The 13,049-nt window shown below is 69.9% G+C and carries 8 protein-coding genes; 7 read left to right on the top strand and 1 reads right to left on the bottom strand.

All coding sequences use genetic code 11. The features are described 5' to 3' along the window. Positions 1 to 21: 21 nt before the first annotated feature. From treS to glgB, 3 genes are read left to right on the top strand one after another with little or no spacing between them, the layout of a single operon-like run. A complete protein-coding gene (treS, locus tag J3P44_RS18105; RefSeq protein ID WP_255892129.1) occupies positions 22 to 1,767 on the top strand; it encodes a maltose alpha-D-glucosyltransferase in 1,746 nt (581 codons plus the stop codon). Next, positions 1,764 to 3,194 (top strand): maltokinase N-terminal cap-like domain-containing protein, encoded by a 1,431-nt coding sequence (locus J3P44_RS18100; protein ID WP_255891859.1) that lies wholly within the window; start codon positions 1,764 to 1,766, stop codon positions 3,192 to 3,194. The genes treS and J3P44_RS18100 overlap by 4 nt, the downstream gene beginning before the upstream one ends. Further along, positions 3,191 to 5,080 carry a 1,4-alpha-glucan branching protein GlgB gene (glgB, locus tag J3P44_RS18095; protein ID WP_255891858.1) on the top strand — a complete coding sequence of 630 codons (1,890 nt, stop codon included), beginning with the start codon at positions 3,191 to 3,193 and terminating at the stop codon, positions 5,078 to 5,080. Before J3P44_RS18100 ends, glgB begins: the two co-directional genes overlap by 4 nt. Before the next feature lie 47 nt (positions 5,081 to 5,127). Here the strand turns inward: glgB and J3P44_RS18090 are convergent, their stop codons facing one another. After that, positions 5,128 to 5,994 (bottom strand): hypothetical protein, encoded by an 867-nt coding sequence (locus J3P44_RS18090; RefSeq protein ID WP_255891857.1) that lies wholly within the window; start codon positions 5,992 to 5,994, stop codon positions 5,128 to 5,130. A 164-nt stretch (positions 5,995 to 6,158) separates the two neighbouring features. On the opposite strand from J3P44_RS18090, the gene J3P44_RS18085 reads away from it, so the two are divergent. The 4 genes from J3P44_RS18085 to ppdK all read left to right on the top strand — a co-directional run bounded on the left by J3P44_RS18085 (position 6,159) and on the right by ppdK (position 13,041). Beyond that, positions 6,159 to 8,006 carry a multicopper oxidase domain-containing protein gene (locus J3P44_RS18085; protein ID WP_255891856.1) on the top strand — a complete coding sequence of 616 codons (1,848 nt, stop codon included), beginning with the start codon at positions 6,159 to 6,161 and terminating at the stop codon, positions 8,004 to 8,006. Positions 8,007 to 8,103: 97 nt separating this feature from the next. Continuing rightward, a complete protein-coding gene (locus J3P44_RS18080) occupies positions 8,104 to 9,168 on the top strand; it encodes a type IV toxin-antitoxin system AbiEi family antitoxin domain-containing protein (protein WP_255891855.1) in 1,065 nt (354 codons plus the stop codon). A gap of 169 nt (positions 9,169 to 9,337) precedes the next feature. Continuing rightward, positions 9,338 to 10,363 carry an NUDIX hydrolase gene (locus tag J3P44_RS18075; RefSeq protein ID WP_255891854.1) on the top strand — a complete coding sequence of 342 codons (1,026 nt, stop codon included), beginning with the start codon at positions 9,338 to 9,340 and terminating at the stop codon, positions 10,361 to 10,363. 14 nt (positions 10,364 to 10,377) lie between these two features. After that, positions 10,378 to 13,041, top strand: a complete 2,664-nt coding sequence (gene ppdK, locus J3P44_RS18070) for a pyruvate, phosphate dikinase (RefSeq protein ID WP_255891853.1) — start codon at positions 10,378 to 10,380, stop codon at positions 13,039 to 13,041. The last annotated feature ends 8 nt before the right edge of the window (positions 13,042 to 13,049 follow it).

The following is a 13,049-nucleotide window of genomic DNA, read 5'->3' as shown; positions in this document are numbered from 1 at the left end:
GCACACCTCACATCGGCCCAGATGCCCAGGGACGCCGGAGCGGCGACGGCGGTGCTGAACGCGGAACCCGACTGGTTCCGCACGGCGGTCTTCTACGAGGTGCTGGTCCGGTCGTTCCGCGACTCCAACGGTGACGGCACCGGGGACTTCAAAGGCCTCATCGAGAAGCTCGACTACCTGGAGTGGCTCGGCGTGGACTGCCTCTGGGTGCCGCCGTTCTTCACCTCGCCCCTGCGCGACGGCGGCTACGACGTCGCCGACTACAACAACATCCTCCCCGAGTGCGGCACGGTGGACGACTTCCACGAGTTCATCGACGCCTGCCACCAGCGCGGCATCCGGGTGATCATCGACTTCGTCATGAACCACACCAGTGACGCCCACCCGTGGTTCCAGGCCAGTCGCAGCGACCCGGACGGCCCCTACGGCGACTTCTACGTCTGGTCCGACACCGACGAGCTCTACCAGGACGCCCGGGTGATCTTCGTCGACACCGAGCCGTCCAACTGGACGTGGGACCCGGTGCGCCAGCAGTACTTCTGGCACCGCTTCTTCCACCACCAGCCGGACCTCAACTTCGACAACCCCAAGGTCCACGACGCGATGCTCGACGCGATGGCGTTCTGGCTCGACATGGGCCTTGACGGCTTCCGCCTCGACGCCGTGCCCTACCTCTACGAGCGGCCCGGCACCAACGGCGAGAACCTGCCCGAGACGCACGACTTCCTGAAGAAGTGCCGCCGGTTCGTCGACGAGCACTACCCCGGACGCGTCCTGCTGTGCGAGGCCAACCAGTGGCCGGCCGACGTGGTCGAGTACTTCGGCCCCGAGAAGACCGACGACGGACGCTGGATCGGCACCGAGTGCCACATGGCCTTCCACTTCCCGGTGATGCCGCGCATCTTCATGGCGGTGCGTCGGGAGTCGCGGTTCCCGATCTCCGAGATCCTCGAGCAGACCCCGCCGATCCCCGAGGGCTGCCAGTGGGGCATCTTCCTGCGCAACCACGACGAGCTCACCCTCGAGATGGTCACCGACGAGGACCGCGACTACATGTGGTCCGAGTACGCCCACGACCCGCGCATGAAGGCCAACATCGGCATTCGCCGCCGTCTCGCGCCCCTCCTCGACAACGACGTCAACCGGATGGAGCTCTTCACCGCTCTCCTCCTCTCGCTGCCGGGCTCTCCGGTCCTCTACTACGGCGATGAGATCGGCATGGGCGACAACATCTGGCTCGGTGACCGCGACGGAGTGCGTACGCCGATGCAGTGGACGCCCGACCGCAACGCCGGCTTCTCCTCCGCCACGCCGGGGAAGCTCCACCTGCCAGCCGTCCAGGACCCGATCTACGGCTACCAGTCCGTCAACGTCGAGGCGCAGTTGGAGAACACCTCCTCACTGCTGCACTGGACCCGGCGGCTCGTGCACGCGCGGCGGCGGCACCCGGCGTTCGGCCTGGGTGACTTCGTCGACCTCGGCGGCTCCAACCCGAGCGTGCTGTCCTACATCCGCGAGCACGACCCTTCGACAGACTCAGGGCAGGCGTCGGAACGCGACGTGATCCTGTGCGTCAACAACCTCTCCCGCTTCCCCCAGCCCGTGGAGCTGGACCTGCGGCACTGGGAGGGCATGGTCCCGGTGGAGCTGCTCGGCGGGGTGCCCTTCCCGGCCGTCGGCGAGCTGCCCTACCTCCTGACCCTCGGTGGCTACGGCTTCCTCTGGCTGAGGCTCACCGACCCGACGACGTCGGGGGTGGAGCCGTGAGCACCGAGCACCACACCAGCGAGATCACGGGCTGGATCTCCCAGGCCCGCTGGTTCGCCGGCAAGGGTCGCGACTGGGAGCTGACCAGCCTGCGCCGGGTGGGCGAGCTGCCACGTCCGACCGGGGAGGGCCAGACGGCGCAACCGCCGCCCGAACTGCACGTCGTGATCGACCTCGCCGAGGTGACCTATGCCACGGACGGCGAGGACGAGACCGACCTCTACCAGCTCCCCCTCGCGTTCTACGCCGAGCCGCAGGAGCGGATCAGCCACGCCCTGATCGGCGAGTGGGACGACGAGGACTTCGGTCACGCGTTCGTCTACGACGCGCTGCACGACCGCGAGTCCATGGCGCTGTGGCTGGCGGCCTTCGCCGCTCCCCCGAGCCCGGTACGTGGACAGCTCGAGTTCCACCGCCTCCCCGGTCACGACCTGGACGTCGAGGCCCACTCGACGCTGTTCTCGGGCGAGCAGTCGAACTCCTCGGTCGCCTTCGGCGAGGACTCGCTGATGAAGGTCTTCCGCAAGGTGACCCCGGGCGTGAATCCCGACGTCGCGATCCACCGGGTGCTGACCGAGGCCGGGTCCACGCACGTCGCCTCCCTCTACGGCTGGCTCGACCTGGTCGACGAGGACACCGGCACCACGTTCCAGCTCGCGATGCTCCAGCAGTTCCTGCGCACGGCCAGCGACGGGTGGGACCTGGCCCTCGCGAGCGTGCGCAACCTGTTCGCGGAGGCCGACCTGCACGCCGAGGAGGTCGGTGGCGACTTCGCGGCCGAGGCCGCCCGCCTCGGCGTCGCCCTCGCCGAGGTGCACGCCGACCTTGCCGCGCACTTCCCCGTCGAGCAGCGCGACGCCGCCGACCTGGGCCACCTGGCCGGAGCGATGGAGGGACGGCTCGACGCCGCCCTCGACGTCGTACCGGCCCTGGCGGAGCACCGGACGCGACTGCGCGCGACGTACGACCAGCTGCGTGGCCTCGACCAGGTCGAGGTGCAGCAGGTGCACGGCGACCTCCACCTCGGCCAGACCCTGCGCACGGTGCGGGGCTGGAAGATCGTCGACTTCGAGGGCGAGCCCGCCAAGCCGCTCGCGGACCGGCTGCAGCCCGACTCGGTGTGGCGTGACGTGGCCGGGATGATCCGGTCCTTCGACTACGCGCCGCGAGTGGTGGCCATGACCGCGTCCGGCGACGGCCCCGAGGCCGACCAGCGCAACTACCGGGCCTCGGAGTGGGCGGCACGCAACCGCGCCGCGTTCCTCGAGGCCTACACCACGCAGCGTGGTGAGGAGCTGGGCAGCTCGGCCCGCACCCTGCTCGACGCCTATCTCGCAGACAAGGTCGTCTACGAGGCGGTCTACGAAGCACGCAACCGTCCGGGATGGCTGTCCATCCCGCTGGCAGCGTTGGGAGAGACGACATGACCGACATCAGCCACACGCACCAAGCCCCCGGTGAGCTCGACCTGCACCTGATCGGCGAAGGGCGCCACGAGGAGCTCTGGAAGGTCCTCGGGGCGCAGGTCTCGACGTCCGGCACCTCGTTCCGCGTCTGGGCCCCCAACGCCATGGAGGTCCAGGTGGCCGGCGAGTGGGCCGGCTGGGACGGCGCGGCACACCCGATGACCCGCCTCGACGGCTCCGGGGTCTGGCACGCCCACGTCGAGGGCGTGGGCACCGGCGCGCAGTACAAGTACCGGCTGCGCGGCGCCGACGGACAGTGGACCGACCGCGCCGACCCGTTGGCCCAGTACGCCGAGAAGCCGCCGAGCTCCGCCTCCGTGGTCTGGGCCTCCCAGCACGAGTGGGGCGACGACGCCTGGCTGGAGAAGCGCCGCAACAGCCAGCCGGTGGACGAGGCGATGTCGACCTACGAGGTCCACCTGGCCTCGTGGCGCAAGCACTACTCCGGCGAGCTCTACACGTGGGACGAGATCGCCGACGCGCTCGTGCCCTACGTCTCCGACCTGGGCTTCACGCACGTGGAGTTCATGCCCGTGATGCAGCATCCGTTCGGCGGCTCGTGGGGCTACCACGTGACGTCCTACTTCGCGCCCGACTCACGCTTCGGTGACCCCGACGGGCTCAAGCGCCTGATCGACCGGCTCCACCAGGCCGGGGTCGGCGTGATCCTCGACTGGGTCCCCGGCCACTTCGCCACCGACGAGTGGGCGCTGGCCCGCTTCGACGGGACCCCGCTCTACGAGGACCCCAACCCGCAGCGCGGCTGGCACAAGGAGTGGGGCTCCCACATCTTCAACTTCGGCCGCCACGAGGTCCGCAACTTCCTCTACGCCAACGCGGTCTACTGGCTCGAGGAGTACCACGCCGACGGCCTGCGCGTGGACGGCGTGGCCTCGATGATCTACCTCGACTACGCCCGCGAGCACGGCGAGTGGTCGCCCAACAAGCACGGCGGGCGGGAGAACCTGGAGGCCGTGCAGTTCCTCCAGGAGATGAACGCCACGGTCTACAAGCGCGTGCCCGGCATCGTCACGATCGCCGAGGAGTCCACCGCCTGGCCGGGGGTGACCGGCCCGACGAGCGAGGGCGGCCTGGGCTTCGGCTTCAAGTGGAACATGGGCTGGATGCACGACTCGCTCAACTACGCGTCCAAGGACCCGCTCTACCGCAGCCACCACCACGGCCAGATGACGTTCTCCCTCGTCTACGCCTTCGCGGAGAACTACGTCCTGCCGATCAGCCACGACGAGGTCGTGCACGGCAAGGGATCGCTGCTGCGCAAGATGCCGGGCGACCGGTGGAAGCAGCTGGCCAACCTGCGGGCCTACCTCGCCTACATGTGGGCGCACCCGGGCAAGCAGCTGCTCTTCATGGGCTGCGAGTTCGGCCAGGAGTCGGAGTGGGCCGAGAGCCGCGAGCTCGACTGGTGGCTGCTCGAGCACCCGGAGCATGCCGGCGTGCACGCGATGGTGCGCGACATGAACGCCACCTACAAGGACTCCGGTGCCCTGTGGGGTCGCGACAACGACCCGGCCGGCTTCGGGTGGATCGACGCCAACGACGCGGGTCGCAACGTCTTCACGTTCGTGCGCCGCTCCCCCGGCCAGCCCGACCTGGTCTGCGTGGCCAACTTCGCGGGCCAGCCCCACGAGGGCTTCCGCCTGGGCCTTCCCTCGGCCGGGACCTGGTCGGAGGTCCTCAACACCGATGCGGAGGCCTACGGCGGCTCGGGCGTGGGCAACCTCGGCTCGATCACGGCCGTCGAGGGTGACCACCACGGCCAGCCGGCGTATGCCGACATCGTGGTCCCGCCGCTCGCGACGGTCTGGTTCCGCAGGTCCTCCTGACCCCGGGGCCCCCACGCTGGGGGTCAGGAGGCTGCGTCACCCCCGGATCAGGTGAGGTGGATCATCTTGATCATGCCCATCAGCGCGTGGGGCATGCCCCCCATCTTCGGGTCGGGGAAGAAGCACATGACGGCGTACTGCCCGGGCGGCAGGTCGTAGTTCACCGTCATGCTCCGTCCGGGACTGAGCGACCCGGTGTCCATGAACGCCGGCAGGCCCCAGGGCGGAGGAGTCTCCTCCCCGCTCTGCAGGTACTCCAGCACCTGGTCGACGGTGGTGCCCTCCTGGACCTGCTGCATCAGCACGAAGTGGGGGACCCCGGTGTTGCCCCTGTTCTTGAACAGGAACCGGCCCTTGGCCGGCAGGTTCGACGCCCCTCCCCACGAGGGACCGTTCTTGGCGATGATGCGACCGTCGGTCCTCGGCACCGACGACGCCCGGCGTGGGCCGCGGACGACCAATGTCTTGCCGCTCACCACGCCGCGCGGGCCGACGAAGATCGGCGTGTAGGCGCCGGCCCTCGGGAACACGATGGTGCCGGAGCCGCCACCGGCGAAGCCGCCGATGATCGTCGTGTTGGCGATCGCCCGCTTGAGCGCCTTGACGTCGTTCTTCGCACCGAACTTGTTGACGTCGGCGGTGAAGTCCGCGATGTCGTAGCCGGCCTTGAACTTCGCGAACTCGACGATGCCCTGGCCCTTGACGCTCATCCTCACCCGACCGGCCCGCAGGCCCTGGGCGCCCTTGACGATGATCGTCTTCTTCGTCAGCGTGGCGGTGATCTGTGGAACCGCCGCCCGTGACGTCATCGCCGCGGGTGAGGCGTCCGCCCCGACCGGCGACAGCAGGAGCGGCGTGCTCGCGAGCGCTGTTGCGCACACGACCGCCACCGTCCCGCGCAGTCTCTTCCCCATCTGCATGAGTTGACCAACCCTTCTGGTGAGCTCTTCCGGCGACCGCCGGTCGAGCCTTCCCATAGAGCCACGAATCCCCTCTGCCGTCATCCCCGGGCCTGCCGAGGTCCAGACCACCGACGAAAGGGTGTGCCGACCCGCGACCCGACGTGGACACTCGCCGGATGAGGAGGTTCGTGGCGCACCGTCGATGGGCGCCTGCCGTGGCAGTCGTCCTGTGCGCCGCTGCGTTCGTGGCGTACGACGTCGGGCCGGCGCACGACGCACGCCCCGCCTGGGCGGAACCGGTCCGCAACGCCACGATCGTCATCGACCAGGGCGCGACGAGGAAGGGCTTCGCCACGCCGGAGGTGACCGTCTCAGGAGGCGGTGAGGTCACGGTGGTGAACCTCGACTCGATGGACCACACCGTCACCTCGGTGGCCGACGGTCCCGACGGCCTGCCGGTGTTCGACGTACGCGTCAAGGCCGGCACCACCGCGACCGTGCCTGGCGTCGCCGCGCTCGCCGCCGGGGAGTGGGCCTTCTACTGCAAGTTCCACCCGAGCATGCGAGGCGTGCTGACGGTGGTGGGCGGCGGCGGTGGGGTCGAGCCGGAGCGCCCCAGCTTCGAGCAGCCGCTGGTGGTGCCGCCCACGAAGCGTGGCGCGGACATCCGACTGGTCATGCGCCGCAGCCTGGTGCGCACGATGCCTGACGGCCCACGCACCTCCATGTGGACCTACGACGGCACCTACCCCGGCCCGACCATCCGCCGTCGTGGCGGTCAGGGCACCAAGGTCACGTTCGTCAACCGCCTGCCGCGGGCTGCGGGATCGATGTCGACCCACCTCCATGGAGACCACCACGAGCCCCAGCACGACGGGCAGCCGACGACGCACCTGATCCGACCCGGCAGGAGCCGGACCTACGACTACCCGCTGACCGTCGACGGTCGCCCCGAGCCGGGATCGTTCTTCTGGTACCACGACCACCGGATGGACCGCACCGCACGCAACAACTGGCGCGGGCTGCAGGGGATGTTCATCGTCACCGACCCGCCGACGCCCGGCCTCCGCCTGCCCACGGGTGCCCGCGACGTGCCGCTGATGATCTCGGAGCGCTCGTTCCGCGCCGACAACCAGCTGACCGACCCGTTCGCCCACGGCCCGCGAATGGTGGGCCACCACGGCGAGATGGCGTGGGTCGGGCCGCACGCGCCGCCCGACGACGCGACGGTCGGGGACACGGTGCTCGTCAACGGCCGCCACGCGCCGTACCTCGGCGTCTCGGCCACGCGCTACCGCCTGCGGCTGCTCAACTCGTCCCCGTTCTCCAGCTACAACCTCACGCTGTCCGACGGGCGACCGTTCCTCCAGATCGGCACCGGGAGCGGGCTGCTGCCGAGGGCGACCGTACGGACGTCCGTGCTCCTCGGCCCCGCGCAGCGCGCCGACGTCATCGTCGACTTCAGCGGCGCGACCGGTCGGCGCCTGGTTCTCGAGTCGGTCCCGGCAGCCCCCGGCCTGACCGGGGACGATGCGCGCGAGACGGCCGTCATGGAGTTCCGGGTGGGTGCCCGGGCACGCGACACCTCGCGGTTGCCGGCGCGCCTGCCCTCACCGAAGCTCGTCTCCCCCGTCCCGACCCGGGTCGCGAGGACGTGGACCTTCGGCCTCGACGGGAACGACCGCCACGGCACCTTCTGGTCCATCAACGGTCGGGCCTTCGACCCCGAGCGGGTCGACCACCGCGCACGCCTGGGCACCGTCGAGCGCTGGCGCTTCCGCAACACCAGCGACGTGACCCACTACGTCCACATCCATGCCCAGCAGTGGCGCACCCTGCGGCGCGACGGCAAGGCGCCACCGCCCTGGGAGCGCGGACTGGAGGACACCTGGCGCCTCGAGCCCGGGGAGGAGGTCGAGGTGGCCGCCCGGTTCACCGACTACACCGGCGCGTTCATGATCCACTGCCACATGCTCGACCACGAGGACCACGGGATGATGGCCCGCTTCGACGTGATGCCCTGAGGGCCTCCCCGCCGCTGCCTGTTCATCATGGGATGTCGGTCCACCCGCACTCACCTGCGTCAATTGACATGGGGAAGTGCTGGTTCGCCTGCATCCCATGGTGAAGCGTCAGCAGGAGTCCGACGCCACCGCTCGTCCCCAGCCCAGCCGTACGCCGAGTTGTCCCCAGCGCAAGCGTTACGCCCAGGACACGCGCGACGTGGACGTCGATCCTGAGGTGATGGATGACCCTCTGCGAGCGATCTGCCTCGATCTCGGATTCTTCACCCGGGCCCACGCCCGCGCGGCGGGTTTCGACGACCGCGCCGTCACCAAGGAGGCGCGCGCCGGGCGATGGTTCCGCATACGTCGTGGCTATTACACGTTCCCCGACATCTGGTCCTCCAGCACGGAGGAACAACGTCACCTGATGCGATGCCGGGCGGTGCTCGACTCGTTGGGCGATGACGTCGCTCTGAGTCACACGTCGGCATGCGTCGCCCAGCGGATCGCTGTGTGGGGACTCCCGCTGGACCGCGTGCACGTCACCCGGCTCGACGGCGGGGCCGGCAGGATCGAGGGTGATGTGGTCCACCACGAGGGGTTCGTCGCGGACCACGAAGTGGGGATGGTCGACGGCATGCGCGTGCTGGCACCAGCCCGCTGCGTCCTCGAGGCCGGGACGTTGGGGACGCCTGAGAGTGCACTCGTCTGCCTGAACTCAGCACTCCACCGCCGGCGGTGCGGCCTCCAGGACATCGGTGCGCAGTTCGACCTGATGGCGCACTGGCCCCGCGTGCGCCACCTTCACGTCCCCGTCCGCATGTGCACCGACAAGGCCGAGTCGGTGGGCGAGTCGCGGGGGCTCTGGCTCTTCTGGACCCAGAACCTGCCGGCACCCACCTTGCAGTTCGAGGTCCACGACCGCGGAGAGCTCGTCGGGCGCACCGATTGGGGATGGCCCAGGCTTCGTGGACTCGGTGAGTTCGACGGCAAGGTCAAGTACGGCCGCTTGCTCAAGCCCGACCAGGACCCGGGCGAGGTGGTGTTCAAGGAGAAGCAGCGTGAAGACCGTCTGCGAGAGGTCACCGGAGCGTGGATGGTCAGACTTGTCTGGTCCGACCTCAGCGAGCCGGCACGGACCGCCCAGCGGCTGCGCCGTCTGATGTCGGCGGCGAGCTGAGGGCGTACTGGCAGGACGTCCGCCTCCCGAGGCTGACTGTTCATCATGGGATGTCGATCAACCCGCACTCCCCTGCGTCAATTGACATGGGGAAGTGCTGGTTCGCCTACATCCCATGATGAAGCGGCGGCGGCGAAGGGCGCGTGGGCATTCTCGCTAGGGTGAAGCCGTGCCTGATGACCAGCCGACGCTGACCGACGGCACGGTCACGTTGCGACCGTGGCGCGACGACGACGTGGAGGCCGCCGTGGCCGGGCACGACGACGAGATGGCGCTCTGGTTCGGGTGGGAGCCCCACGACGTCACCCTGGAGAGCCATCGCCGCGCGATCCAGGACTGGCGCGACGACTTCGCCGCCGACCGGCGCCGCACGTCCTTCGTCATCGAGCACGAGGGCGCTCCGGTCGGCAGCGTCGAGGCGACCCGGCAGGGGAAGCTGGGCGCGAGCCTCAGCTGGACCCTGTACGCCGGCCAGCGCGGCCATGGCTTCGCGGCCAGGGCCGTGCGGATCCTGGTCGACTGGGCCTTCACCGACGTCGACCAGGGTGGCTTGGGCCTGCAGCGGGTCGAGGCGCGGATCGACCCGCGCAACGACGCGAGCCGACGCGTCGCCACCCGCGCCGGCCTGCGCCTCGAAGGTGTGCAGCGGGTGACCCCGGGCATGGGCGACCGGCCTGACGCGACGTCGTACGCCGTCTACGCCCGCCTCGTGAGCGACCCACCCCTGAGCGACCCGGAGAGCTTCCGGTCCCTGCTCAACTCCTTCCTCCCCCGCAAGCGCGCGATCTCGCAGATGCTCGTGCGCGACCCCGAGGGTCGCGTGCTGCTGTGCCAGCTGACCTACAAGCGCGACTGGGACCTGCCCGGCGGTGTCGTCGAGGTCGGCGAGTCCCCGCGGCTGGCCGTGCAGCGCGAGGTCGAGGAGGAGCTCGGCCTCGACATCGAGCCGACGGGCCTCCTGCTGACCGACTGGCTGCCGGCGTGGGGTGGCTGGGACGACGCCGTCTGCCTCGTCTTCGACGGGGGCACCCGTCCCGCGGACGTCCTCGACGAGGTGGTCAAGCAGGAGCGAGAGATCCGCGACGCCCGGTTCTGCACGCTGGAGGAGGTCGACGAGCTCGCCGCCGACTTCACCGCGCGACGCGTGCGCGCGGCGGTCGGCGGCAACCAGCCGTATACGGAGTCCGGCCGCTGAGGCAGGATGCCTTCATGGCTTGGGTCTACGAATTCTCAGAGGGCAGCAAGGACCAGAAGGACCTCCTCGGCGGCAAGGGGGCGAACCTCGCCGAGATGACGACGCTCGGGCTCCCCGTGCCACCGGGCTTCACGATCTCCACGGAGACCTGCCGGGCCTACCTCGCCGAGGGCGGGGAGCCGGACGGTCTGGCCGAGGAGGTCACCGACCACCTGGCGACGCTCGAGTCCGCCATGGACAAGCGGCTGGGTGACGCCGACGACCCGTTGCTCGTCTCCGTGCGTTCGGGCGCCAAGTTCTCCATGCCGGGGATGATGGAGACCGTCCTCAACGTCGGGCTCAACGACACGTCGGTGGGTGGCCTCGCCGCCCGCAGCGAGGACGAGCGCTTCGCGCTGGACTCCTACCGACGCCTGCTCCAGATGTTCGGTGGCACCGTCCTCGACGTGGACTCCGAGCTCTTCTCCGAGGCCCTCGACGACGCCAAGCGCGCCAAGGGCACGGAGTCCGACCTCGACCTCGACGCCGACGACCTGCGCGACCTCGTGGAGACCTTCAAGGTCATCATCAAGGACCAGACCGGCCGGGACTTCCCGCAGGACCCGCGGGAGCAGCTGGACCTGGCGATCCGGGCCGTCTTCGACTCCTGGAACACCGACCGCGCCCGCCTCTACCGCCGCCAGGAGCGCATCCCCGAGGACCTCGGCACGGCCGTCAACGTGCAGGCGATGGTCTTCGGCAACTTCGGGATGGACTCCGGCTCCGGCGTGGCCTTCACCCGCGACCCCGCGAGCGGTGAGCAGGGCGTCTACGGCGACTACCTGCAGAACGCCCAGGGCGAGGACGTCGTCGCCGGCATCCGCAACACCGTCTCGCTGGCCGACATGGCCGACATCGACCAAACGTCGTACGACGAGCTGATCGGCATCATGACGCGGCTCGAGCGCCACTACCGCGACATGTGCGACATCGAGTTCACCGTCGAGCGGGGCAGGCTCTGGATGCTCCAGACCCGCGTCGGCAAGCGCACCCCGGAGGCAGCCTTCCGGATCGCGATCCACATGGTCGACGAGGGCCTGATCCAGATGGACGAGGCCGTCCTGCGCGTCACCGGCGACCAGCTGGCCCAGCTGATGTTCCCGAGCTTCGACGAGACGTCCGAGCGCACCCTGCTCGCCACCGGCATGAACGCCTCCCCCGGCGCCGCGGTCGGCAAGTGCGTCTTCGACTCCGACACCGCCGTGGAGTGGGCCGAGCGCGGCGAGGACGTCATCCTGGTCCGCAAGGAGACCAACCCCGACGACCTGCGCGGGATGGTCGCGGCCCGCGGCATCCTCACCAGCCGCGGCGGCAAGACGTCGCACGCCGCCGTCGTGGCCCGCGGCATGGGACGTACGTGCGTGTGCGGCGCCGAGTCGCTCGACGTCGACACCAAGGCCAAGGAGTTCCGCGTACGCGGTGGCGAGACCGTCCGCGAGGGCGACGTCATCTCGATCGACGGGACCACAGGTCAGGTGTTCGCCGGGGCCGTCCCGGTGGCCGACTCCGTCGTCGTGCGCCACTTCGAGGGCGAGAAGCTGGACGACGACCTCGCGCTGGCCGTCTCGCGGATCATGGCCCACGCCGACGGCGCACGCCGGCTGCGAGTGCGCACCAACGCCGACACCCCCGAGGACGCGGCCCGCGCCCGTCGCTTCGGCGCCCAGGGCATCGGCCTGTGCCGCACCGAGCACATGTTCCTCGGCGAGCGGCGAGAGCTCGTCGAGAAGCTGATCGTCGCGGAGGGCGACGACGGCCAGGAGGCCGCGCTCGCCGAGCTGCTGCCGCTCCAGCGACAGGACTTCACCGAGATCCTCGAGGCGATGGACGGCCTGCCGGTGACCATCCGGCTGCTCGACCCGCCACTGCACGAGTTCCTCCCCGACCTGACAGAGCTGAGCGTCGAGGTGGCGCTCGCCGAGGAGCGGGGCGAGGTCGACGAGCACGCCACGAGGCTCCTCACGCACGTACGCCGCCTCCACGAGCAGAACCCGATGCTGGGCCTGCGCGGTGTCCGCCTCGGCATCCAGATCCCCGGCCTGTTCCGGATGCAGGCGCGTGCGATCGCCGAGGCCGCCGCCGACCGGATGGCCGTCCACGGCACGCCGAGGCCCGAGATCATGGTGCCGCTGGTGGCCAGCGTGCGGGAGCTCGAGATCGTCCGCGCCGAGATCGAGCAGGTCATCAAGGACGTCCAGGAGTCGAGGGGTGCCAAGCTCGAGATCACCATCGGCACGATGATCGAGCTCCCCCGCGCGGCCTTCCTCGCCGACCGGATCGCCAAGGCCGCCGACTTCTTCTCCTTCGGCACCAACGACCTCACCCAGATGGCGTGGGGCTTCTCCCGCGACGACGTCGAGGCCGCGTTCTTCTCGCGCTACTTCGAGCGCGGGATCTTCGACGTCTCACCGTTCGAGTCGCTCGACCAGCTGGGGGTCGGCGGCATGGTCGAGATGGGGACGACGAAGGGGCGGGAGACCAAGTCCGACCTCAAGGTCGGGGTGTGCGGTGAGCACGGCGGCGACCCGCTGTCGGTGCACTTCTTCGACCGGATCGGCCTCGACTACGTGTCGTGCTCGCCGTTCCGGGTGCCGGTCGCCCGGCTCGAGGCCGGGCGGTCGGTCCTCGACCGGCGCTGATCAGCGAC

The sequence above is a fragment of the Nocardioides astragali genome, assembly GCF_024436375.1.
GTDB classification, from domain to species: domain Bacteria; phylum Actinomycetota; class Actinomycetes; order Propionibacteriales; family Nocardioidaceae; genus Nocardioides; species Nocardioides astragali.
This window is presented reverse-complemented; position numbering and strand designations above follow the sequence as displayed.